At 66.6% G+C, this 22,879-nt stretch carries 19 protein-coding genes and 4 pseudogenes; 10 read left to right on the forward strand and 13 right to left on the reverse strand.

What is annotated here, in order from left to right:
- Positions 1-31 precede the first annotated feature (31 nt).
- On the reverse strand, positions 32-1,306 hold the full coding sequence (urtA, locus tag ACWPN7_RS05970; protein ID WP_040133974.1) for an urea ABC transporter substrate-binding protein: 1,275 nt from the start codon (positions 1,304-1,306) through the stop codon (positions 32-34).
- 406 nt (positions 1,307-1,712) lie between these two features.
- Here urtA and ACWPN7_RS05975 point away from each other — a divergent pair, with 406 nt between their 5' ends.
- Positions 1,713-5,198 carry a hybrid sensor histidine kinase/response regulator gene (locus tag ACWPN7_RS05975; RefSeq protein WP_459198208.1) on the forward strand — a complete coding sequence of 1,162 codons (3,486 nt, stop codon included), beginning with the start codon at positions 1,713-1,715 and terminating at the stop codon, positions 5,196-5,198.
- Positions 5,167-6,105 (forward strand): response regulator transcription factor, encoded by a 939-nt coding sequence (locus ACWPN7_RS05980; RefSeq protein ID WP_247891621.1) that lies wholly within the window; start codon positions 5,167-5,169, stop codon positions 6,103-6,105. Before ACWPN7_RS05975 ends, ACWPN7_RS05980 begins: the two co-directional genes overlap by 32 nt.
- A 14-nt stretch (positions 6,106-6,119) precedes the next feature.
- Here the strand turns inward: ACWPN7_RS05980 and ACWPN7_RS05985 are convergent, their stop codons facing one another.
- From ACWPN7_RS05985 to ACWPN7_RS06035, 11 genes are all read right to left on the reverse strand, one after another.
- Positions 6,120-6,788 (reverse strand): ATP-binding protein, encoded by a 669-nt coding sequence (locus tag ACWPN7_RS05985; protein ID WP_459198206.1) that lies wholly within the window; start codon positions 6,786-6,788, stop codon positions 6,120-6,122.
- A gap of 33 nt (positions 6,789-6,821) precedes the next feature.
- Positions 6,822-7,859: an aliphatic amidase gene (locus ACWPN7_RS05990; RefSeq protein WP_201044155.1), complete on the reverse strand. Its 1,038-nt coding sequence runs from the start codon at positions 7,857-7,859 to the stop codon at positions 6,822-6,824.
- A 166-nt stretch (positions 7,860-8,025) separates the two neighbouring features.
- Entirely contained in the window at positions 8,026-9,048 is a 1,023-nt protein-coding gene (locus ACWPN7_RS05995) for an ABC transporter ATP-binding protein (protein ID WP_456523282.1), read from the reverse strand.
- Positions 9,038-10,045, reverse strand: coding sequence for an ABC transporter ATP-binding protein (locus ACWPN7_RS06000; protein ID WP_459198205.1), 1,008 nt, complete (start codon positions 10,043-10,045; stop codon positions 9,038-9,040). The genes ACWPN7_RS05995 and ACWPN7_RS06000 overlap by 11 nt, the downstream gene beginning before the upstream one ends.
- Entirely contained in the window at positions 10,042-10,923 is an 882-nt protein-coding gene (locus ACWPN7_RS06005; protein WP_149651465.1) for an ABC transporter permease, read from the reverse strand. The genes ACWPN7_RS06000 and ACWPN7_RS06005 overlap by 4 nt, the downstream gene beginning before the upstream one ends.
- Before the next feature lie 3 nt (positions 10,924-10,926).
- A complete protein-coding gene (locus tag ACWPN7_RS06010) occupies positions 10,927-11,895 on the reverse strand; it encodes an ABC transporter permease (protein WP_094307401.1) in 969 nt (322 codons plus the stop codon).
- A 6-nt stretch (positions 11,896-11,901) separates the two neighbouring features.
- Positions 11,902-13,557: an ABC transporter substrate-binding protein gene (locus ACWPN7_RS06015; protein ID WP_247887875.1), complete on the reverse strand. Its 1,656-nt coding sequence runs from the start codon at positions 13,555-13,557 to the stop codon at positions 11,902-11,904.
- Positions 13,558-14,217: 660 nt separating this feature from the next.
- Positions 14,218-14,730, reverse strand: coding sequence for a helix-turn-helix transcriptional regulator (locus ACWPN7_RS06020; RefSeq protein WP_451998996.1), 513 nt, complete (start codon positions 14,728-14,730; stop codon positions 14,218-14,220).
- Positions 14,619-15,209: a hypothetical protein gene (locus tag ACWPN7_RS06025; protein WP_456531600.1), complete on the reverse strand. Its 591-nt coding sequence runs from the start codon at positions 15,207-15,209 to the stop codon at positions 14,619-14,621. Before ACWPN7_RS06025 ends, ACWPN7_RS06020 begins: the two co-directional genes overlap by 112 nt.
- Before the next feature lie 303 nt (positions 15,210-15,512).
- Positions 15,513-16,274, reverse strand: coding sequence for a nucleotide-binding protein (locus ACWPN7_RS06030; protein WP_456531599.1), 762 nt, complete (start codon positions 16,272-16,274; stop codon positions 15,513-15,515).
- Between the two features lie 541 nt (positions 16,275-16,815).
- Entirely contained in the window at positions 16,816-17,844 is a 1,029-nt protein-coding gene (locus ACWPN7_RS06035; RefSeq protein WP_451991358.1) for an IS110 family RNA-guided transposase, read from the reverse strand.
- Positions 17,845-17,957: 113 nt separating this feature from the next.
- On the opposite strand from ACWPN7_RS06035, the gene ACWPN7_RS06040 reads away from it, so the two are divergent.
- From ACWPN7_RS06040 to ACWPN7_RS06075, 8 genes and pseudogenes are all read left to right on the forward strand, one after another.
- Positions 17,958-18,242 (forward strand): transposase, encoded by a 285-nt coding sequence (locus ACWPN7_RS06040; protein ID WP_492273154.1) that lies wholly within the window; start codon positions 17,958-17,960, stop codon positions 18,240-18,242.
- Positions 18,243-18,341: 99 nt separating this feature from the next.
- Positions 18,342-18,791: pseudogene (locus ACWPN7_RS06045) on the forward strand (IS5 family transposase); the annotation flags it as partial.
- Between the two features lie 95 nt (positions 18,792-18,886).
- A complete protein-coding gene (locus tag ACWPN7_RS06050; RefSeq protein WP_459197238.1) occupies positions 18,887-19,261 on the forward strand; it encodes a heparan-alpha-glucosaminide N-acetyltransferase domain-containing protein in 375 nt (124 codons plus the stop codon).
- A gap of 106 nt (positions 19,262-19,367) precedes the next feature.
- Positions 19,368-19,445: pseudogene (locus ACWPN7_RS06055) on the forward strand (terminase gpP N-terminus-related DNA-binding protein); the annotation flags it as partial.
- A gap of 69 nt (positions 19,446-19,514) precedes the next feature.
- Positions 19,515-20,075 carry a transposase gene (locus ACWPN7_RS06060; RefSeq protein ID WP_492273242.1) on the forward strand — a complete coding sequence of 187 codons (561 nt, stop codon included), beginning with the start codon at positions 19,515-19,517 and terminating at the stop codon, positions 20,073-20,075.
- A gap of 555 nt (positions 20,076-20,630) precedes the next feature.
- Positions 20,631-20,900 (forward strand): BrnT family toxin, encoded by a 270-nt coding sequence (locus ACWPN7_RS06065; protein WP_349622035.1) that lies wholly within the window; start codon positions 20,631-20,633, stop codon positions 20,898-20,900.
- Positions 20,882-21,259 (forward strand): helix-turn-helix domain-containing protein, encoded by a 378-nt coding sequence (locus ACWPN7_RS06070; protein WP_349622036.1) that lies wholly within the window; start codon positions 20,882-20,884, stop codon positions 21,257-21,259. Before ACWPN7_RS06065 ends, ACWPN7_RS06070 begins: the two co-directional genes overlap by 19 nt.
- A 489-nt stretch (positions 21,260-21,748) precedes the next feature.
- Positions 21,749-22,630: pseudogene (locus tag ACWPN7_RS06075) on the forward strand (calcium-binding protein); the annotation flags it as partial.
- Positions 22,631-22,702: 72 nt separating this feature from the next.
- Here ACWPN7_RS06075 and ACWPN7_RS06080 read toward each other — a convergent pair.
- A pseudogene (locus ACWPN7_RS06080) lies at positions 22,703-22,876 on the reverse strand (type I CRISPR-associated protein Cas7); the annotation flags it as partial.
- Positions 22,877-22,879: the final 3 nt, after the last annotated feature.

Here is a 22,879-nt window from a genome sequence, read left to right on the forward strand (position 1 = left end):
GAGGGGGCAACCGAAGCCGACGCCCCGCCCCTTACTGGTAGCCCTTCGGGAACGGGTTCGGCTCGATGAGGTCCGCCGTCTCGTAGACGACGTCGAACTGGCCGTCCGGACGGGCGCGGCCGACGCGGGTCTTGCTCCACAGGTGATGGTTCCCGTGGACGCGGACATAGCCTTCCGGCGCGCCGCTGAACTCGATGCCCTCCGACGCGACGGCGATCTTGTCGATGTCGAAGCTCTGCGCCTTCTCCACCGTCAGCTTCCACAGCCAGGGGCCGAGGTAGCCGGCCTGGGTCACGTCGCCGATGACGCTGTTGGCGCCCCACATCTTCTTGAAGGCGGCGACGAACTTCTCGTTGTTTGGATTTTGCAGCGACTGGAAGTACTTCATGCAGGCGTAGGCGCCGGCGATGTTCTCGCCGCCGATGCCGAGCATCTCGTCCTCGGTCACAGAGATGGTCATCAGCACCTGCTTGTTCAGGTCGATGCCCGCCGCCTTCATCTGCTTGTAGAAGGCGACGTTCGAGCCGCCGACCACCGAGGCGTAGATGACGTCCGGCTTGGTCAGCTTGATCTTGTTGATGACCGAGTTGAACTGGGTGTGGCCGAGCGGGAAATACTCCTCGCCCACCACCTTCTGGCCCTTCATCTCGATGTGCTTGCGGGCGATCTTGTTGGAGGTGCGCGGCCAGATGTAGTCGGAGCCGATCAGGAAGAAGCTCTTGGCGCCCTTCTCCTTGGTCACCCAGTCCAGCCCGGCGAGGATCTGCTGCGTCGCCTCCTGCCCGGTGTAGATGACGTTCTTCGACTGCTCCAGCCCTTCGTAGAAGGTCGGGTAGTAGAGCATGCCGTTGTACTGCTCGAACACCGGCAGCACCGCCTTGCGCGAGGCCGAGGTCCAGCAGCCGAACACCGCCGCCACCTTGTCCTCGACCAGCAGCTTGCGCGCCTTCTCGGCGAAGGTCGGCCAGTCGCTGGCGCCGTCCTCCTGGATCACCTCGATCTTGCGGCCGAGCACGCCGCCCATCTCGTTGATCTGGGCGATGGCCAGTTTTTCGGCCTGCACCGAACCGGTCTCCGAGATCGCCATGGTGCCGGTGGTGGAATGCAGGATGCCGACCTTCACCGTGCTGTCGGTGACCGCCAGCTTCGTCGTGTTGACGGCGTCGGTCGGCAGCGCCTGGGCCAGCGCGCCGCGCGGCAGCAGCCCGACGGCCGGCAGCGCCGCCATGCCGAGGAGGAGCTTGCGGCGGAGCGGCGACGGCAGCCCGCCAACGGGCTTGCCCGCATCGATCTTATCCGAGGACATGAAACCTCCTGATGTTCGCCGTTGTCGCCTTGCAACGACGGCGCGCAACCGGGTGCGGCCGTCGAACAGGCGGAGTTTTTTTGGGGGGTGGGCGGAACGTTCCGCGTTAGGACAGCCCGATGGTTGGCCGAACAGTGCATCGCAGCAATACGTGGATTTGCGTATAGGGGCGTCGGTCGGCAAATCGTTATAAAATCGCGGGAGACTGAAAGCGCCCGAGCACCCGCAACCACCCGAAAGCGAGTGGAACAGTTGCCTCTACTCGCAAGAAACGACGTGATTCAACTCTGTTGTCTGGCCGATCTGTTCCTGACAGACTGACGGAGACGCAGGCTTTATTGTCGAAAATGCCCGGAAACAGAACCGGTAAATAATCAGTAATACGAACATATCCTCAGGAGGGTGAATGGGGCCGATGGCGGGGCGCCAGAGGGTGGTCGCGATCCGGCGGACCTACAACCGGTGGGTCGCCAACCAGACGCTGGAGGATTACGCGCTGCGCTTCACCGCGCGGAAGGCGCGGCGGTGGTCGCCGTTGCGGGTCGCCAACACGGCCCTCGGCTCGATCTCCTTCCTGGCTCTGGAGGCCATCGGCGGAGCGATCACGCTGAGCTACGGCTTCACCAACGCGGCCCTCGCCATCCTGGCCGCCGCCGTCCTGATCTTCGCCAGCGCCCTGCCGATCAGCTACTACGCCAGCCGCTACGGTGTGGACATGGACCTGCTGACGCGCGGCGCCGGCTTCGGCTACATCGGCTCGACCATCACGTCGCTGATCTACGCCTCCTTCACCTTCATCTTCTTCGCCATCGAGGCGGCAATCATGGCGACGGCGCTGGAGATGGTCTTCGGCCTGCCGCTGGCCGCTGGCTACGTCGTCAGCTCGCTTCTGGTCATCCCGCTGGTCGCCTATGGCTTCACCGTCATCAGCCGCCTCCAGCTGTGGACCCAGCCGCTGTGGCTGGCGCTGCACGCCCTGCCCTTCCTGTTCATCGCCGTCCAGGACCGCGAAGCCTTCAGCGCCTGGACCAGCTTCACCGGCCAGGCGGCCGACGCCGGCGGCGCCTTCGACCTGATGCTGTTTGGTGCTGCGGCGTCGGTGGTGTTCTCGTTGCTGGCGCAGATCGGCGAGCAGGTCGATTTCATCCGCTTCCTGCCCTACGACCCCGCCGCCACCGGCGCCAAGCGGCTGCGCTGGTGGGCGGCGCTGGTCGCCGCCGGGCCGGGCTGGATCGTCATCGGCACGATCAAGCTGCTGCTCGGCTCCTTCCTGGTGGTGCTGGCGCTGCAGAACGCCGTGCCGTTGGAGATGGCGGCGGAGCCGACGCAGATGTACCTCGTCGCCTTCCAGTATGTGACGCCGTCGCCGCAGTTGGCCCTCGGCCTGACCGGCCTGTTCGTCGTGCTGTCGCAACTCAAGATCAACGTCACCAACACCTACGCCGGCTCCATCGCCTGGTCGAACTTCTTCTCGCGCCTGACCCACAGCCATCCCGGCCGGGTGGTGTGGGTGGTGTTCAACGTCGTCATCGGCCTGATGCTGATGGAGCTGGGCATCTACAAGACGCTGGAGCCGGTGCTGGGCCTCTATTCCAGCGTCGCCGCCTCCTGGATCGGCGCGCTGGTCGCCGATCTGGTGGTCAACAAGCCGCTGGGCCTCAGCCCGCGCCACGTCGAGTTCAAGCGCGCCCACCTCTACGACATCAACCCGGTGGGCGTCGGCGCGATGCTGCTGGCGACGGTGCTGTCGATGCTGGCCTTCCTCGACGCGCTGGGGCCGACGCTGAAGGTCTGCGCGCCCTTCCTCGCCTTCGGCACCGCCTTCGTCGCCGCTCCCGCCATCGCCTGGGCGACGCGCGGCGGCACCTACATCGCGCGCCGCCCCTTCGACGACTGGAACGGCGCGGAGGCGGTCCGCTGCTGCATCTGCCAGCACGCCTTCGAGACGGAGGACATGGCTCACTGCCCGGTCTATGCCGGGGCGATCTGCTCGCTCTGCTGCTCGCTGGACGCCCGCTGCGGCGACGGCTGCAAGACCGACGCCCGGCTGGGCGTGCAGCTGCGCCGCGCGCTGGACGCCGTATTGCCGCCGCGGGCGGCGACGGCGCTGAAGGCCCGGCTCGGCCATTATCTGGGCGTCCTGCTGATGCTGGCGTTGGCGGTCGGCGCCGTGCTGTCGCTGGTCTACGTCGAGGTCGCCTCGGTCAACGCCGAGGCGCAGGCGCTGATCGGCAGCACGCTGTGGAAGGTCTACTTCATCCTGATGATCGTCGCCGGCGTCGCCACCTGGCTGTTCGTGCTGGCGCGCGAGAGCCGCAAGGTGGCGCAGGAGGAGACGCAGAAGCAGACCGCCCTACTGATCCAGGAGATCGAGGCCCACGAGCGCACCGACGCCCAACTCCAGAAAGCCAAGGAGGCGGCGGAGGCGGCGAACCTCGCCAAGAGCCGCTATCTGGTCGGGATCGGCCACGAGTTCCGCACGCCGCTCAGCGCCATCTTCGGCTATGCGCAGATCCTGGAGCGCGATGCGGCCATGCCGCCGCATCGGGTCGACGCCGTCCGCGTCATCCGGCGCAGCGCCGAGCATCTGGCCGGCCTGCTCGACGGGCTGCTCGACGTGTCGAAGATCGAAAGCGGCCGGCTGCAGCTGAACCGGGGTGAGGTGCGCTTCGGCGACCTGCTCGACCAGCTCGTCGGCATGTTCCACCTGCAGGCGGAAGCCAAGGGCATCGCCTTCCGCTTCGACGCCCCGGAGGACCTGCCGCCGGTCGTCTTCACCGACGAGGGGCGCATCCGCCAGATCCTCATCAACCTGCTGTCCAACGCCATCAAGTTCACCGATTCCGGTTCCGTCTGCCTGCGCGTGCGCCACCGCAGCCAGATCGCCGAGTTCGAGGTGGAGGACACCGGCCCCGGCATCGCCGAGGCCGACCGCGAACGCATCTTCGAACCGTTCGAGCGCGGGTCGGCCGCCAACCCGATGGTGCCCGGCATGGGGCTCGGCCTGACCATCACGAAACTGCTGACCGAGGTGATGGGTGGCGAGATCACCGTGACCAGCACGCCCGGCACGGGCAGCCTGTTCCGGGTGCGGCTGATGATGTTGGCGGCGATGCTGTCCAACGCCGCCAGCCAGCCCGACCATCCGATCCGCGGCTATCGCGGCCCGCGCCTGACCGTGCTGGTCACCGACGACGACCTCGCCCACCGCAGCCTGCTGTCCGACCTGCTGGCGGAGTTGGGCTTCACCGTGTTCAAGGCGACCGACGGGCCGACCTGCCTCGCCATGGCGGAACTGCACCGGCCGGACATCCTGCTGCTCGACATCTCCATGCCCGGCATGAACGGGCTGGAGGTGGCGCGGCGCCTGCGCGGCGCCGGCCACAGCGACACCACCATCATTCTGGTGTCCGCCGACACGCGGGAGGACCGCTCCGGCTCCGGTGCTGACGGCGACCAGCCCCACGACGGCTTCGCCGCCAAGCCGGTGTCCATCCCAAAGCTGCTGGCCTGCATCGGCCGGCTGCGCGGAATCGAATGGGAGTACGAGACGCCGGCCGACACCGACGCCGGGCCGCCGGTCTTCGCCACGTCGGAGCTGCCGCCGCAGCACCACATCGCCGAGCTGATCCATCTCGGCCGCATCGGCTACGTGCGCGGCATGCAGGCCAAGCTCGCCGAGATCGCCGCCTCCCATCCGGAGTTGGAGCGCTTCGTCGGCCGCATGCGCACGCTCGTCAGCAATTACGACCTCAACCAGTATATGGCCGCGCTGGAGGCGGTGTACCGCGATGACAGCCATGACAAGCCCTGCCCCGGTAAGCCACGCCATGACAAAACCCGCCATGACGAGTCCAGCCATGACGATGAAGCCCGTAACCAGACCGCGTGACGTCGTCCTCGTCGTCGACGATTCACCCGAAGCCCTCAGCTTCCTGACCGACGCGCTGGAGGAGGCCGGGGTGACCGTGCTGGTGGCGCTGGACGGCCGCAAGGCGCTGGCCCTGCTGGAGCAGGTGACGCCCGACGTGATCCTGATGGACGCCATCATGCCGGGGCTGGACGGTTTCGAGACCTGCCGGCAGTTGAAGCGCAGCAGTCAGGTCGCCCATGTCCCGGTGATCTTCATGACCGGGCTGACCGAGACGGAGCACATCCTGAAGGGCTTCGCAGCCGGCGGGGTCGATTACGTCACCAAGCCCATCGTCGCCGAAACCCTGATCGCCCGCATGTACGCCCACCTCGCCAACGCCCGCGTCGCCCAGAGCACGCGGGCGGCGCTGGACGTCACCGGCCGCACCCTGCTGGCCGCCAACCACCGCGGCGAGGTGCTGTGGTGCACGCCGCAGACCACCCGCATGCTGGAGGCGGCCTTCGGAACCGCCGGAGGGGACGGCGTCTCCTTGCCGGAGGAGGCGCGGCGCTGGCTGGCCGACCGTCAGGCCGGCGGCCCTGGGCGCAAGCCCGACAGCGTGGTGATCGCCACCGGCGCGGACGGCCGCCGCCTGCGCCTGAGCCCGGTCGGCCAGACCGGTCCCGACGAAATCCTCCTTCAACTGGCCGAGGAGTCGGGCGCCGGCGAGGACACGCAGTTAAAGGATAAGCTGTCGCTGACCCCGCGGGAGGCGGAGGTGCTGATGTGGGTCGCCAACGGCAAGCCAAACCGCGACATCGCCGAAATCCTCGGCCTCAGCCCGCGCACGGTCGACAAGCATCTGGAGCAGATCTACGCGAAGCTCGGCGTCGAGAACCGCGCCGCCGCCGCCGCGATGGCGGTGCGGGCGCTGAACGGCCGGTAGGGGGCCTCAGCCGGTCAGCCGGACATAGACGGCCGGGAGGATTTCGGGCAATTGCTCCACCCGATCGACCGGCAGCACGTTGCGCCGGCCGAAGATGCGGTGATGCGTTTGCGGATCCCGGCCTCGTGCGCGACGATCTCGGCCTCGACGGCGGCCGCCGGATAGCCGAACTCCAGCGCGGCGAAGCGCTGCTTGGTGGATTCCTTTAAATCCTTCGCCACGCTCTGGTAGCCGGGGTTGTAGGCGACGACGAGCTGGAAGTCGGGGTGGGCGGTCAGCAACTCGTTGCGCTTGTCGAGTGGCAGCGCCCGCCGGTCGTCGGTCAGGGGATGGATGACGACCGTGGTGTCGGCGCGCGCCTCCACGACCTCGTCGAGGTAGCAGATGGCGCCGTGGCGCACCGCCAGGGTCAGCGGTCCGTCCTGCCACACCGTCCCCTCCGCCTCCAGCAGGTAGCGGCCGAGGAGGTCGGAGGCGGTCAGGTCCTCGTTGCAGGCCACGGTGACGAGCGGCCGGCCGAGCCGCCACGCCATGTGTTCGACGAAGCGGGTCTTGCCGCAGCCGGTCGGCCCCTTCAGCATCACCGGCAGGCGGTCGGCGTGCGCCGCCTCGAACAGGGCGATCTCGTCACCGGCCGGGCAATAATAGGGTTCCCGCGCGATCCGGTAGCTGTGGAGCGCCATGCCGACCGCCTTTCGCGATGCGCTTGCCGAGGATCAGCGGTGCGCCGGCTCATCCGCCGGGATGCCGTCGATCGGGCATTCGGGCGTGCCGACCGTCGGGCGGGTGAAGGACTCCACCATGGCCCGCGTGCCCTCGGGATCGCTCACCCATTGCCGGTAGAAGTCGTAAGGGCAGGCCGCCTCCCCCTTCACCCCGTCGTGGCTGTTGATCATGCCGGTGTAGCCGCGGTGGACCAGCTTGAAGAGGTGGTTCTCCGACTGCCCGTGCTTGCGGAAGTCGCGGATCAGCGACTTGGAGAGCTGGGCGTACTGGATGCCGTACTCCTCCTCGCCGCATTCGCCGAGCGTGCGGCCGTCGAAGCCGACGATGGCGGAATGGCCGAAGTAGGAATAGACGCCGTCGAAGCCGGCGGCGTTGGCCACCGCGACGTAGGTGTTGTTGGCCCAGGCCATCGCCTTGGCCATCAGCACCTGCTGGTCCTTGGCCGGGTACATGTAGCCCTGGCAGCGGACGATCAGCTCCGCCCCCTTCATGGCGCAGTCGCGCCAGATTTCGGGATAATTGCCGTCGTCGCAGATGATCAGGCTGATCTTCAGCCCCTTCGGCCCCTCAGACACGTAGGTGCAGGTGCCGGGGTACCAGCCCTCGATCGGCACCCAGGGCATGATCTTGCGGTATTTCTGCACGATCTCGCCCTGATCGTTCATCAGGATGAGCGTGTTGTAAGGCGCCTTGTGGGGGTGCTCCTCGTGCCGCTCCCCGGTCAGGGAGAAGACGCCCCACACCTTCGCCTTGCGGCAGGCGGCGGCGAAGATCGCCGTCTCGTCGCCGGGGATGGTCGCGGCGGTCTCGTACATCTCCTTGGAATCATACATGATTCCGTGGGTGGAATATTCGGGGAAGATCACGAGGTCGAGGCCGGGCAGGCCCGTCTTCATGCCGATCAGCATGTCGGCGATCTTCTGCGCGTTCTCCAGCACCTCCGCCTTGGTGTGAAGGCGCGGCATCTTGTAATTGACGACGGCGACGCCGACGGTGTCGTTGCTGCTGGTGATATCGCCGTGGATCATCTCGATCTCCCTTGCGTGACGGGGGCACGGGGCGGCGCGCGCGGGAAGCGGGTTCGACATCCGGTTTCCGCATTGTTTTCGCACGCTTCTTCGTCCCGACCGATCATCGGGGAGTGGCTGGTGGACGGGAATACGCGATTCCCCGTATGGCCGGTCAGCCCGCGGGTCAACCCGACGACGGCGTCCCACCCTCCGCGAAATGGCAGGCGACGAGGTGGCCCGGCGACAGCGCCCGCGTGACCGGCGCCTCGCGCCGGCACCGATCGGCGGCGATCGGGCAACGGGTGTGGAAGCGGCAGCCCGACGGCAGATCGTAGGGGCTGGGTGTGTCGCCGGTCAGTCCCGGTCCGGCGGGAGCGGAGGGACCGTCAATCCGTGGCGCCGCGTCGAGCAGGGCGCGGGTGTAGGGGTGGGCCGGCCGGCGCCACAGGCTGTCGCGGCCACCCAGCTCGACGATCCGGCCGAGATACATCACCGCCACCCGGTCGGAGATGTGCTCCACCACCGACAGGTCATGGCCGATGAACAGGAAGCTGACGCCCAGCGTGCGCTGGAGATCGCTCAGCAAATTGAGAATTTGCGCCTGGACCGAAACGTCGAGCGCCGAGACGGGCTCATCCAGGACCACGATCTTCGGCTCCAGTGCCAGCGCGCGGGCGATGCCGATGCGCTGGCGTTGGCCGCCGGAAAATTCATGCGGCCGCCGCTGCGCCGCTTCGGGCGGCAGCCCCACCTTGCGCAGCAGGTCGGCGACGCGCGCGCGCCGCTCGGCCCGGCTGCCGATGCCGTGGATGTCCAGCGGCTCGGCCAGCAGATCGCCGACCGTCCAGCGCGGGTCGAGCGAGGCCGCCGGGTCCTGCAACACCATCTGGAGGTCGCGCCGCGCCGCGCGCATCCGCCGCCGCGAGGCGTGCGTGATGTCCGTGTCCCCGAGACGGATGGTCCCGGCGCTGGGGTCGAGCAGCCGGACCACCGCCCGCGCCAGCGTCGATTTCCCGCAGCCGGATTCGCCGACGATGCCCAGCGTCTCGCCGGGCGCGAGATCGAAGGACACATCATCCAGCGCGTGGACCACGCCGCGCGCCGTCCGGTACTCGACGGACAGCCCACTCACCCGCAGCACCGGGGCGACGGTGGACGCTTCGGTGGCGGCAACCGCGGGCATGGCGAGGGCGGCGTCAGACGGCATGGGTCTCTCCCGCATGATGGCAGGCGACAAGGCCGCTGCCGGCCCGGCGCGGCGGCGGAACGGCCTGGACGCAACGCGCGTCGGCCAGCGGACAGCGCGGAGCGAAGGCGCAACCCTGGGGCATCGCCGCCAGCGCCGGCACGGTGCCGGGAATTTCGGCCAGACGCTCCCGCACCGCGCCGGCCGCGCCGCTCCCCGCGCGCGGCTGCGCGGCGATCAGGCCGCGGGTGTAGGGATGGAGAGGGTCGGAGAAGAGGTCGCGGGTGTCTCGCTCCTCCACCTTGCGGCCGGCGTACATCACCAGCACGCGGTCGACGTAGCGCGACACCACGCCGAGGTCGTGGGTGATGAAGACCACCGCGGTCCCCTGCTCGCGCCGCAGCTCGTCGATCAGGCCGAGGATCTGCGCCTGGATGGTGACGTCGAGCGCGGTGGTCGGCTCGTCGGCGACCAGCACGGCCGGGGTGCCGGCCAGCGCCATGGCGATCATCACCCGCTGGCGCATCCCGCCCGACAGGCGGTGCGGATACTCGGCGAAGCGGCGCTCCGGATCGGGGATGCGCACCCGCTCCAGCAGCGCCAGAGTCCGCTCGCGCGCCGCCTTGCGGCTGACCGGCTCATGTTCGAGGATCGCCTCCATGATCTGCTCGCCCACGGTCAGCACCGGGTTGAGCGCGGTCATCGGCTCCTGAAAGATCATCGAGATGCGCGCGCCACGCACGCGCCGCAGCGCCGCCTCGTCGAGCGCCAGCAGGTCGCGGCCCTCCAGCCGCACCGTGCCGTCGGTCACCCGGCCGGGCGGTGGCACGAGGCCGAGCAGCGCCAGCGCGGTCAGCGACTTGCCGCAGCCGCTCTCGCCGACAATGGCGAGCATCTCGCCGCTCCGGACCGAGAAGGACAGCTCGCGCACCGCCGGCAGCAGGCCGCGGCGGGTCTGGAAGCCGATCGACAGGCCGTCGACGGCCAGGACCGGCTCGCTCGACACAGGACCGCTCATCGCCGCTCGCCCTTTGTGTTCAGCACGTCGTTCAGGCCATCGCCCAGCAGGTTCAGCGCCAGAACGGCGATGACGATGGCGACGCCAGGGATGGCGGCGACGTGCGGATCGGTACGGATCGTCTCGCGCCCCGCCCCGACCATGCCACCCCAGCTGACGACGTTGGGATCGCCGAGCCCGAGGAAGGACAGCGAGGATTCGGTGAGGATGGCGGTCGCCACCAGGATCGAGGCCGAGACGATCACCGGCGCCAGCGCGTTCGGCAGGATGTGCCGGAAGATGATCCGCGCGTCGGACGCGCCGAGGATGATCGAGGCCTGGGCCAGCTCACTGTTGCGCAGGCGCAGCACCTCCGCCCGCACCAGCCGCGCCAGCCCCGACCAGGAGGTGATGCCGATGGCGGCGGTGATGGTGGCGATGGACGGCTGCAGGATGGCGACCAGCGCCAGCGTGAACAGGAAGGGCGGGATGGTCTGGAACAGCTCGGTCACCCGCATCAGCGCCCGGTCGATCCGCCCGCCGTAATAGCCGGACAGCGCGCCGATGCCGATGCCGATCACCAGCGACACCAGCGCCGCCACTCCGCCGATCAGCAGCGAGACGCGGGCGCCGTGGAAGATGCCCGACGCCAGATCGCGGCCCATCATGTCGGTGCCGAGCGGGAACGCGGCGTCCTCGCCCGGACGCAGCAGCGGCATCCCCGCCATGTCAAGCGGGTCGCCGGTAAAGGCGATGTCGGCGAAGGCCGCCATGGCCAGGATGCCGGCCAGCAGGATCAGCCCCAGCAGCGCCGACGGGCGGCGCAGCAGCCGTCCGACGGTGGTGTCGCGGAAATCCGTCCGCGCCGGCGGGAGGGAAACAGTCTCGGGAAGCGCCATCGGTCAGTTGAGTTCAATGCGCGGGTCGAGCAGCGTGTAGACGAGATCGACCGCGATGTTGACGAGGACCACGACCACCGACGAGCAGAAGAGGATGCCGAGCAGCAGGTTGAGGTCGCGCTGGAAGAGCGCCGCGAAGGCCAGCCGGCCCAGCCCCGGCCAGGAGAACACCGTCTCGACCAGAACCGCCCCGCCGAGGATGGAGCCGAGCTGCACGCCGAGCGTGGTGACGATCGGCAGCAGGGCGTTGCGCAGCACATGGCGCCAAGCGATGCGGCGGGGCCGCACCCCCTTGGCCCGCGCGGTGCGGACGAAGTCCTGGCCGTAGACCTCCAGCATCGCCGCCCGCATCAGCCGGGCGTAGATGGCGAGGTAGAACAGCCCCAGCGTCACCGCCGGCAGCACCAGATGCAGCGCCACGTCGCCGACCAGGGCGAGGCCGCTCAGGTTGGCCTCGACGCTGGTCATGCCGCCGACCGGCAGCCAATCCAACATGACGGAGAAGACGACGATCAGCATGATGCCAACCCAGAAGACCGGGGTGGCGTAGAACAGCAGCGCCACGATGGAAATCACCGTGTCGGTCAGCTTCCCCGCCCGCCGGGCGGCGAGGAAGCCCAGCGAACAGCCGGCGACCAGCGCGAAGCCGATGGCGGTTCCCATCAGCAGCAGCGTCGCCGGCAGGCGTTGCAGGATCAGCTCCGACACCGGCAGCGACTGGCGGAAGGAATAGCCGAGGTCGAAGGTCACCAGATTGCCGAGATAGCGGAGGAACTGGACGTAGAGCGGCTGGTCCAGCCCGAACTGCCGCCGCAGCGCCTCCATATATTCCGGCGTCGCCGCCCCGGACTCCCCCGCCAGCACCTGGGCCGCGTCACCGGGCGCCAGATGCAGCAGGAAGAAGTTGATCAGCGCGATGCCCAGGAGGACGAAGACCACCTGGGCGGCGCTGCGCCTGAGATAGGTCAGCACGGCGCGTCAGTTCCCCTTCGGGGCGTTCACGAAGCGGGCGTTCTTCAGCGAGGAATAGACCTGATCGCCCTGCTCGACGATGCCCTCAAGATCGGCCGAATAGACCGAGAAGAAGTTCAGTTCCAGCAGCGGCAATGAGGGCACATCGCTCAGGACGATGTCCTGGAACTCGTTGAACTGGGCGACGCGCTTGGCCGGATCGCCCTCGACACCGGCTTCCTGGATCAGCGCGTCGGCCTTGGCGTTGCGGTAGCCCGAACCGTTGGTCCAGGGCGTGCCGGTGCCGAGCCAGCCCGACCAGAAGGCGCGCACCACGCCGATCTGCGGATCGGGGAAGGCGTTGTTGTAGGAGATGGCGAAGTCGAAATCGCGGTCGACATAGACCCGCTTGATGAAGGCGGCGCTGTCCTGCGAGCGGATGGTCACCTCGATGCCGACGCGCTTCAGCGCCTGCTTGAGGAACTCGCCGGTGCGGCGGTAATCGTCGCCGTAGGGCAGGAAGTCATGGGTCAGCGTGAAGCGCACGCCGTTGGCGTCGCGCTTGAGGCCGGCCTCGTCCAGCAGCGCCTCGGCCTTCTTCACGTCGAAGGGGTACTGCGGCAGCTTGGCGTTGTGGAAGGTGACGAGCGACGACGGCACCGGGCTGATCGCCGGCTTGGCGTAGCCGAACCACACGATCTTCGCCAGGGCGGCGCGGTCGATGGCGTGGGCGATGGCCCGGCGCACGCGCACGTCCTTCAGATACTGGTTCTCGACGTTGAAATCGAGATAGAGCAGCGGCGACAGCCATTCATAACCGCGGGTGTCCACCTTCAGGCGCGGCAGCTTGGCCAGCCGCTCGGCGTCGCGGAAGGGCACCGGGTTGTAGGGGGCGTACTGGATCTCCCCCTTCTCGATGGCGGCGGCGCGGGCGGCGGCGTCGGGGATCATGCGGAACAGCAGCCGGTCGAGGTGCGGCTTGCCGGCCTCCCAATAATCGGGGTTGCGGGTCAGTTCGACAAACTCGCCGCGCTTCCATTCCTTGAAGACGAAGGGGCCGGTGCCGACCGGCTTGTTGTTGTACGGGTTGTTGAGAACGTCGGTGCCCTCGTAGAGGTGCTTGGGCAGGATCGGGGCGCCGACGCCGTTCAGCACCGACAGGATCGGCAGCGACGGCTTGGACAGGCGCAGGATGACGGTGGCGTCGTCCGGAGTATCGACCTGGGTGACGTTCTCGAACAGCGACTTGTTGCGCGGGTGGATGGTCTTCCAGACATTCTCCAGCGACCATTTCACATCGGCGGCGGAGAAGGGCTTGCCGTCATGCCATTTCACACCGCTGCGCAGGTGGAACGTGATGGTCAGGCCGTCGGGCGCCACCTCCCAGCGTTCGGCCAGCGCGGGCTTCGGCTTCAATTCGAAGTCGTAGGTGACGAGACCGTCGAAGATGTTGCCGGCGACCACCTGGGTCGGCTGCGCCATGTTGGTCGAGGGCGTGAGCGTCACGGGTTCCGGCTGCAGGATGATGCTGAGGGTGCCGCCCTGGCGCGCTTCCTGCGCCGCGGCGCCTCCCATCGAGCCGGGGAGCACGCCGACCACCACCGCGGCCGTCATCATCGCCGCCACGGCCACCACCAACCTCCGGCGGATGCCACCTGCGACCCGCGAATCCCGTCCCATCATGCTGCTCTCCGGCGCGAACTGTGTAAGGCGGCCGATTAAGCCCAGCGACCGCCGGGAGGTCAATATGATTTCACACAAAAGCATCTCCGGTATGCCACAAAAAACAACTGTTATATTAGTAAATACTAACGCCTAAAACATGGACTTGCCTGGGCATTGATGACGGGTTCGTCCAACCACGCCACCAGAGCGTTGGTCACGGCCGTGTATGGGAGGTGAATTTCCGATGCACCTGCCATCCACCAACGGCCATAGCGCAACAGCTGTCCACCCACAGCAAGGTCACCGGGACACGCTGAGCGAAGTGACCCGCGCCGACGCGATAAAAAAACAGGAAAACGTTCGATGGGGCCTGATGCAGGCCTCCCACACACCAAGTCCGGCTCGGGCGCCGCTGGTCTGAAATGCCAAAAGCCCGTCTCTTGCGAGACGGGCTTTCAACGCTTTTTGGTTGCGGGGGCACGCAACCGCCTTTGTTTGCTCCTCTCGGCGGAGCGCCTTCCCTTGGGCCGGTAAGCTCAAATCAGGGGCAGGGTTTGGCCTTTATCGAACATATGTTCTACAGTGAAGGATCGGGTGATTGACTTCCCAAACACTCAATCTTTCAAAGGCGCGATGAGTGCATGAGAGTGTTGATCGGAGAATCGATCCAACGACTTTTCATGGCAAGGCCGGCCACGCCCGTCTTTGACCGTTTACCAGTTCCGCCAGTCGCACCGGTTCGAGAACCTCAACCTTGTCGCCCCAGATGCAGAGATGCCAAGCCATCTCCAGATCGCCGCCGGCACGGAACCGCACAATCAGGGAGCCATCCACCTGCCGCTCAAGCGTCTGGGTCGGATGGAATACAAAGTCGGCGGCGACATCGGCGGCATCGGGAGCGAACCGCCACACGACATCGAATGGCTCCTCTTGAAACAGCCCGAAGGAGCGGGCGGCGAAACCCTGCAGATTGAAGGCGGAATCCCGAACGAAGCTGTCCACCAGCAAATCCACAGTTTCGATGCCGGGCAAGCTGAACAGGACGAACTTTTCTGCCTTCGGATGCTCATGCCAAGCAACTAGATAATGCCTGTGGCCATACAGGAAGCCATAGGGGTGAACGATCCGTTCGTTCGTCTGACGGGTCTTCCGGTTGCGGTAGCCGATACGGACCTTGCGGCAGGATTTGATCGCCTCGCGCAGGACAGGATGGTGACGACGCCCATCGATATGCGTGGCCGCGGACCGGGACGCATCGCCAGCCCTTCGGATTCGAGCAGCGCATCAAGATCGGGCGCAACCCGGCGAACGGCGTCCGGACGCATCATGGCCTTCAGTTTCGCCATCAATCCGGTCAATTCGGCAGCCTCGACAGCGCGGTTCTGTTGCTGCATCAGACGGACGCCCGACTCCAGCGCCGCAAGTTCCTCGACGCTGACGTCGATCAGGCCGTTCACCGTGCTTTTGAGAATCCGCCACCGCTTGGCACGGTCGTCACCCGCAATCTCCTCGACCTGTGGAAAGACGCTGGCGACGGCATCCCTCATCCGCATCGCGGTGCGGCGGCCGACACCGAAACGCTCCTCGATGTCGGCCAGCGACACACCCTGCCGGCTGACTTGCATCTCGAGCGCAAGCTGAAACAGATTCTGTGCTTTTTCGTGTCTCATTCTCTTAGAGTCTGTCCTGAAAGATTATTTCCGAGCGAGGCGGCGGAGCATGAGACGGATCATGGCGATGCGGATGAAGGCGACGGAGGTGCGGAGGTACTGCTCGTAATGGCGTACGAGGCAGCGGCACTCCGGCCCGTTCCAGCGCGGCGCGGAAGCCGGCGAAGCGCTCGCGCCGTTCTTCGGCGAGGGCGTCCTTGTCGCCCTGCGCCAAGGCCCAGCCGTCCAGCGCGGTGAAAAGCTCGTGCGGCGTGGCAGTCCAGAACTCGGCGGGCCGCCAGCCGATGGCGCAGGCGTGTTTCATCAGGCGGCGGAAAGGGATTCCCCGGTCCCCGCCGCCCCGGCTTCCCCCGGCTCTGGGTCCTTGCCACCGGTCAGCGCGTGCTTCAGCAGGCGGGCGACCACGGGAATCACCTCGACCTGGCCATCGGCGACGATCAGCCGGCCGGCGTCCGCGTCGGTCAGCGTGGCGCCGCCGGCGCGGGCCGCCGCGCCGACGATGCGCGTTCCGGATATCTCCGCGGTGCCCAGGCCTAGCGTAAAGGTGCGGGGCACTTCCTGAAGGTGCGGGATCTCCAGCGGGACCACCGGACCGAGGTCGCGGATACGCTCGCGCGCTTCCGCCGTGTCGCGGCTCCGGGTGGTCTGGCTGAGGAGGAGGCGCGTCGGCCGGCGCCGCGACCGGATGTAGGGCATCATGCCCTCCGTGCTGACCCGGTCCTCCGGGCCGGGCCGCACCGGCACCAGGACCAGATCCGCGCAGTCGAACAGGATCGCTGTCGCCTCGAGGAAGAATTCCACCGCCGTCGGCGTGTCGATGATCAGCAGGTCAATGCCGGCGATCGGCACGGGAGCGCCGGTGATCCTCGGCAGGGGCATCTGATCGGCCTCAATCGGCGTCGCCTCCTGCGGTCGCCGGCTGTGCCAGTAGGTCAGGGACCCCTGCGGGTCCGTGTCCAGCGTGGCGACCCGCTGACCGGCCACCGCGGCGGCGACGGCCAAGTTGCGCGCAGTGGCGGTCTTCGGGCCGCCGCCCTTGCCTTGGGTGACCAGGACCTTTCTCACCGCCCTGCCCTCCCGCTCAAACCGTTCACCGGTGAACGGTTTGCCGAATGCACGACGATGTGCTGGATGACCTGCCGTTCGACCACGCATGTGCACCGGCCAACCGGCAACCTACTAAGAGCCCGTCCGAGAAGAAGTTGAATCGGATAAATCGGTTGTGATTCATGTGTGGACGACCGCCTCTGTGCAAGAAGAAAAGTGAAGTAATTAGCGAAGTGGTCGGATGCGGTCATGCGTCCGGCCTCTAGAGGTGCGGCGCTATTGACCGCGAGCCATGATGAGATTCGCGGATCAGGTCCCAATCAAAGTTGCGCGTTTGGAACGCATTGAATCACCCGGGCTTTTCTGATCCTCGGCTCGAACCGTATCGCCATCAATTCACTGTTCACCCTCACACATACTTGTTCGCGAATTTGTTAGACGAGATCACCTGACTCAGCGATCGAGAAGATAAGCGGTGGATAAGTCGCCCGCCGAAGCGCTCTCCAGCGCCAGCATAGGCGGGCGACTTATCCACGGCGCCCGTTCCAGTATCAAGATCTCACGCTACCGCAGTAGCGGTGCGGGAGCTTCGGTAATCCTCGCCGCTGGTCAGCACCGCCCACGCGATGCGAGCCATCTTGTTAGCAAGCGCTACCGTGACGAGCCGGACAGGCTTGCGGTCGAGCATCCGCTTCAGCCATTCAGCGTCTCCTGGTGCTTTGGTCCGAGCGAAACGAATCACGCTGGTGGCGCCGATGACCAGGAGCCGACGGATCGAGCGGTCGCCGGTCTTGGTGATCCGGCCTAGCCTGTCCTTGCCCCCGCTGGAGTTCTGCCCTGGCACCAAGCCCAGCCAAGCCGCTAAGTGGCGTCCTGTTTTGAAGGCCGTCGGGTCGGTGATGGTTGCGGCCAGAACCGATGCTGTGATCGGGCCAATGCCAGGAATGGTGGCAAGCTTCCGGCTCCTCACGTTGGTCTTGTGCCAGGAAACGATCTGCTTCTCCAAACTCTCGATGCGGCTGTCGCAATTCTCGATTTGCCCAACAAGTTCTCGCAACGCGGTACGGGCCAGCTCGGGGAGAGCTTGTTCGTCCAGCCCCGCCATCAATGCGCTGGCGTTCTTTCGTCCCTGGGCCACGACGATGCCAAATTCCGCCAAGTGGGCGCGAAAGCCGTTGATCAGCATGGTTCGTTGGCGGACCAGGAGGTCGCGGGTACGGTGCAGCATCAGGACGGCCTGCTGATCTTCACTCTTTACCGGAACAAAGGCCATCTGCGGACGCGTCACCGCCTCGGCAATGGCCGCCGCATCGGTGGCATCGTTCTTCCGCCCACGCTGCACGTAAGCTTTGACGCGCGGCGGCGGGATCAGCCGGACCCGATGACCGAAGGCCAGTATCCGCCGGGCCCAATGATGAGCCGTGGCACAGGCCTCCATTCCCACCAGGCAAGGTGGCAACTCCCGAAAAAACCCCTCCACAGCATCCCGTCGCAGTTGGCGGCGGATCACCACCCGACCAGCCTCATCGACCCCATGAACCTGGAAGACCTGCTTGGCAAGATCGAGACCGACGGTGACAATGCTCATGTGGACGGCCCTCCCGTATGTGGCGACACGACACCGACCACCTTATGGCACTCAGATGCCGAGGGGCAGCGGTCGTCCACACCATCAAAGTCACCTCCAAGAAGGAGGTGAGGATGTGGACGCCGGAGAACCGAGAGCGCCATGATCGCAGCGGGCTGCGCTACCCGAGCGACCTGAGCGATGAGGAATGGCGGCTCGTCGAGCCGCTCATCCCGCCGGCGCGGCGTGGTGGGCGGCACCGCAGCGTCGATCTTCGGGCGGTGCTGAACGGCGTGCTGTACGTGCTGGAGACGGGTTGCCAGTGGCGCCACCTGCCAGGACTTGCCGCCGCGCAGCACGGTGCACGGTTATCTGCACCTGTGGGCCTGGGAGGGGACGTTGGAGCGCATCCACCATGACCTCTACCAGCGGGTCCGCGAGCAGGAAGGCCGCGAGGCCAGCCCGACCGTCGCTGTGCTGGACAGCCAGAGCGTCCGCGCGGCGGAAAAGGGGGGTGTGCGGCGGACCCGGTCGGCTACGACGCGGGCAAGACGATCAAGGGCGTCAAGTACCACATCCTCGTCGATACGCTAGGCCTGCTCCTGAACGTCGCGGTTCATCGTGCCGACATCCAGGATCGCGACGGCACCGCCCTGGTCCTGGACAAGGCCACCCGCGCACTGTTCCCCTTCATCCGAGTGATCTTCGCCGACGGCGGCTACCAAGGGGACGTCGCGGCCGCCAAGGTGAGCGACGCCGGCGACTGGCGGCTGGAGATCGTCAAGCGCTCCGATCAGGCCAAGGGCTTTGTCGTGCTCCCGAAGCGGGGGCTGGTCGAACGAACGCTGTCATGGCTCACGCGGTGCCGCCGCCTCGTACGCCATTACGAGCAGTACCTCCGCACCTCCGTCGCCTTCATCCGCATCGCCATGATCCGTCTCATGCTCCGCCGCCTCGCTCGGAAATAATCTTTCAGGACAGACTCTGACAGGCCTTTTCCCGATAGGCCTTTCCTGGCGGGCATCGGTGGACAGCGGCGCGCCGTTCCGGCAAAAGTCGCACTATGCCTATCCTCCCCACCTCATCCGCATCGGCGCCCTCGGCGACCAAGACGGCACGGCGCGTCGGCGTCATCGACACGGCGCGTGGCGTAGCACTGCTCGCCATGGCCCTCTATCACGGCTCCTGGGACCTGACCTATCTCGGCTTGGCCGATTTCGACCTGTTCGGCGATCCGCTCTGGCTGGCCGCGCGCACCGGCATCCTCGGCAGCTTCCTGATCCTGTCGGGTCTCAGCCTCGTCCTGGCGGCGGAAGGCGGCATCGACCGGCGCCGCTTCCTGCGGCGCTTCGCCCTGCTCGTTCTGGCGGCGAGGCTGGTGCCCGCTTGGCGGCATGCCTGGCCATGCCGGTCAGCGGCGACACGCTGTTACGCCTGATCCGGGCGGCTCGCCGTCCCCGACGACCCCACCGCTCCCGGCACCAGCGGCCGAATTGCCAACGGCGGATCGCCACGGCGTTCGGCAGGCCCGGTTTGACGAGGTGATGGCGTTGCACGGCCGAGGCTGGCCGATGAAGCGGATCGCCCGCACGCTCGGCATCAATCGCAAGACCGTCCGCGCGTGGGTGCGAGCCGGCGAACTTCCGGTTTGGTCGCAACGGGATCGCGGCAGCGCGGTCGATCTCCACGCCGTGTACCTCCGGCAACGCTGGTGCGAGGGAAGCCACAACGCCGCCCGGCTGTGGCGGGAGATCCGGGAGCGTGGATTTCGCGGGCAACTCCGCACCGTGCAGCGCTGGGTGCGCCGCCTTCGGGATGCAAATCCGTCCTCAGCCGGCGCGGTCGGCACGATTGGGACGTGGAAGATGCCCTCGAAGCGCCGGGCGGCGTGGCTGGTGGTGGCCGACCCGGAAACGATAGACGCCGCCGAGCAACGGTTCGTCGATGCCCTGCTCGTCCGTTGCGAGGGACTCACCACGGTCATCGAGTTGGCGCGCGCGTTCAGCGCCATGGTGCGTCGTCAGCAGGCGGGGCGGTTGGATGGATGGTTGGCCGCGGCGAAGGAAACCGCCCTGGCCGGGTTCGCCGATGGGATTGCGCGTGATCTCGCGGCGATCCGCTCGGCGCTGTCGCTGCCGTGGAGCACCGGGCCGGTGGAGGGGCAAATCAGCCGCTTGAAGACCATCAAGCGAACCATGTGCGGCCGTGCCAAGTTCGACCTGCTGCGTCATCGCGCCCTGGAGGCCGCATGAACGGCAGCGCTCCAGCCATACCGTTGCACCGAAAACGCGGAAGGACCAGTTCCTGAAGTCGTTTGACACAAGCACCTCAAAGTAGGGATCCAGCGACGCGCCGTGCAGCACGTACTCCCGAATGAGGTCCTTGCGAAGCGACTTGCACACCAGCCGAACCTCGTCAGCGTGGTCGGACGTGAAGCAGCCCTGTATCTGCTTATACAATGCGTTAGATACTGCGACGCGAGTGTAAGTGGAACCGTGCTCAAGCCCCACATAATCATAGAGCCGTTGGAGATCATTTTCGCAGGCAGCGATCCCGAGTGCCGCGCTGTCGACGATTTTGCGAAAGGTTTGGAGGTCCATGGCTGCGCCTCAAAAACGACCAAAAGCGGTCGCACGAATGCCGTCTCAGAGCATACCACTTTTCTATCGAGCAGCGGCATGGGCCGACCTCGGAGCTGTCACGAAAGGGCGACGTTGAGCCCTTGTCGCCGTACGGGGATTCCGTATCTTTCCCCTTGCCTATAGTACGGAAATCCCGTACTGTAAGGACATCAACAGGGGGCCAGGATGTTCTGCTGGGACGACGCCAAGAACGAGACCAACATCGAGAAGCACGGGATCGGCTTCGCCGCCGCCGCGCTGCTGTTCGAGGGCCTGACCGTCGAAGTCCCCGACACCCGCCAGGCCTACGGCGAGACGCGCATCAACGCCTTCGGCTACATCAACGGTCGTCTGTTCGTCGCCTGCTACACCCAGCGCTGCTGGCTGGCGGCACCTGATTTCGATGCGCAAGGCCAACTCACGCGAGGTGAAACGCTATGGCTGACCACAAGCTGACCGACGCGCAGCGCGCCGCCCTGGCGGCGGTGGACTGGGCGCGCATCGACGCGATGACCGACGCCGACATCGCCCGCCAGATCGCTGCCGACCCCGACGCGCCGGCGGACATGTCCGACGCGCCGGCGGAGGCTCTGCGCGTGATCCACCCGCCCGGCGGCGTCTCGGTGCGCGGTATCCGCGCCAAGCTCAACCTATCGCAGCGGGCCTTCGCCGACCGCTTCGGCTTTCCGCTGGGCACGCTGCGCGACTGGGAGCAAGGCCGCTCCCAACCCGATGCCGCCACGCGGACCCTGCTGTTCGTGATCGAGTCCGACCCCGAGCTGGTGGCCGCGGTGGTGGCGCGTCACGCCGCGTGACGCGAAACGTGGTCGTGTTCAGCGGCTGGAGCGCATGTTGGGACTGCTGTCGCGAAAGGGCGCGCTCTCGGCCAGCTTCACGAGGCGCATCATAGCAATGCGCCATCAGCTGCTACTCAACGTCGATCGCCGCTCGTCGACGCAGTGGCTGGCAACTGGGCCGACTGCCTTCAAGCTCGGCCGAGCGCCAGGAGCGGACAAGGTGCGTTCTGAATGACCTCGAGGTTTGTCCGAAAACCTGTCCGACAAACAGCGTGTCCGGAAACCCGTCGCCGAAGTGGGTTGGCGGACGGCCTGTAGTGCGGCCGGGAAACGGCCGGAAAGCGGACAGCATGTATTCCTACCAGCCGCGTTATGCCTCATATCAGTTCCCTTCAAAATGGAAGTCCTGTGACAACAGTCACACGTATGAACACCTATGCGCGATAATGTCGCCCGACTTGAGAGCGGGTGTGTCGGGCAATCCACATCGCGGGGGAACAGGGAAATATGGGCATCGTTGCTGGAACCGAAGGAAACGACACGCTTCTGGGAAGCTGCGACGCGGACACCCTCGACGGGATGGATGGCGACGATCGTCTCGACGGCTCCTTCGGAGCGGACAGTCTGCTGGGCGGGACCGGAAACGACACGCTGATCGGCAGCGAGACTGGTGCCCTGATGGGCGACACGCTGCTGGGCGGCCACAGTGATGACCTGTACGTGATCGGCAACGCTTTCGACCTCATCGTCGAAGACCCCGGGGAGGGCTTCGACGAGGTCCGCACCGACCTTGCCGCCTACACGCTGGCCGCCAACGTCGAGGCACTGACCTACACCGGCACCGCCGCCTTCTCCGGCACCGGCAATGCTCTCGACAACCTGATCACCGGCGGGGGCGGGGCGGACAGCCTCGACGGCGGGGCGGGCAACGACACGCTGGTGGGTGGCCTCGGCGACGACACCTATCTTGTGGACAGCGCCGGCGATGTCGTTGTGGAGCAGCCCGGCGACGGCACCGACGAGGTGCGCACCGGCCTTGCCGCCTATGTACTCGGCGACAACCTGGAGACCCTGACCTACACCGGCAGCGGCACCTTCGCCGGGACCGGCAACGCCCTGGACAACCTGATCCGCGGCGGCAGCAGCAACGACACGCTGGCTGGCGGCTTCGGCCTCGACACGTTGGTCGGCGGGGCCGGCAACGACCTGTATCTGATCGACGACGCGGACGATGTTGTGATCGAGACCGCCGGCGAGGGCACCGACGAGGTGCGGACCAGCCTCGCCGCCTTCACGCTGGCCGCCAACGTCGAGGTACTGACCTACACCGGTGCGGGGGACTTCGCCGGCACCGGCAGTACCGGCAACGACACCCTGCGCGGCGGCAGTGGTAACGATACGTTGGTGGGTGAGGATGGCACCGTCGCGCAGATAGATGCCGAAACGCGGATCGTCGTCATGGAACAGGCTGACATAGTTGCGGATCTTGCGCTTCAGGCAAACGTCGGTGACGAGCCCGTGACTGGTGTCGGGATCAAGCCGCGGCTGGTTGCCGGCGTCCGGATCGCCGTTGGGGTTGCCGTTCTTACAATCGAACAGCAGGACGAATTCGTGGCGGTTGGTGATGACGGACATCGG

It is taken from the genome of Azospirillum sp. UENF 312511, assembly GCF_058780635.1.

Coding starts and splice junctions, on each gene's coding strand:
- ACWPN7_RS05975 (WP_459198208.1), top strand. CDS start 1,713: ATGGGGCCGATGGCGGGGCGCCAGAGGGTGGTCGCGATCCGGCGGACC.
- ACWPN7_RS06035 (WP_451991358.1), bottom strand. CDS start 17,844: ATGAGCATTGTCACCGTCGGTCTCGATCTTGCCAAGCAGGTCTTCCAG.
- ACWPN7_RS06015 (WP_247887875.1), bottom strand. CDS start 13,557: ATGATGGGACGGGATTCGCGGGTCGCAGGTGGCATCCGCCGGAGGTTG.
- ACWPN7_RS05990 (WP_201044155.1), bottom strand. CDS start 7,859: ATGATCCACGGCGATATCACCAGCAGCAACGACACCGTCGGCGTCGCC.
- ACWPN7_RS06065 (WP_349622035.1), top strand. CDS start 20,631: ATGTTCTGCTGGGACGACGCCAAGAACGAGACCAACATCGAGAAGCAC.
- ACWPN7_RS05985 (WP_459198206.1), bottom strand. CDS start 6,788: ATGGCGCTCCACAGCTACCGGATCGCGCGGGAACCCTATTATTGCCCG.
- ACWPN7_RS05995 (WP_456523282.1), bottom strand. CDS start 9,048: ATGCCGTCTGACGCCGCCCTCGCCATGCCCGCGGTTGCCGCCACCGAA.
- ACWPN7_RS06070 (WP_349622036.1), top strand. CDS start 20,882: ATGGCTGACCACAAGCTGACCGACGCGCAGCGCGCCGCCCTGGCGGCG.
- ACWPN7_RS06025 (WP_456531600.1), bottom strand. CDS start 15,209: ATGAGACACGAAAAAGCACAGAATCTGTTTCAGCTTGCGCTCGAGATG.
- ACWPN7_RS06040 (WP_492273154.1), top strand. CDS start 17,958: ATGTGGACGCCGGAGAACCGAGAGCGCCATGATCGCAGCGGGCTGCGC.
- ACWPN7_RS05980 (WP_247891621.1), top strand. CDS start 5,167: ATGACGATGAAGCCCGTAACCAGACCGCGTGACGTCGTCCTCGTCGTC.
- ACWPN7_RS06005 (WP_149651465.1), bottom strand. CDS start 10,923: ATGGCGCTTCCCGAGACTGTTTCCCTCCCGCCGGCGCGGACGGATTTC.
- ACWPN7_RS06000 (WP_459198205.1), bottom strand. CDS start 10,045: ATGAGCGGTCCTGTGTCGAGCGAGCCGGTCCTGGCCGTCGACGGCCTG.
- urtA (WP_040133974.1), bottom strand. CDS start 1,306: ATGTCCTCGGATAAGATCGATGCGGGCAAGCCCGTTGGCGGGCTGCCG.
- ACWPN7_RS06050 (WP_459197238.1), top strand. CDS start 18,887: ATGCCTATCCTCCCCACCTCATCCGCATCGGCGCCCTCGGCGACCAAG.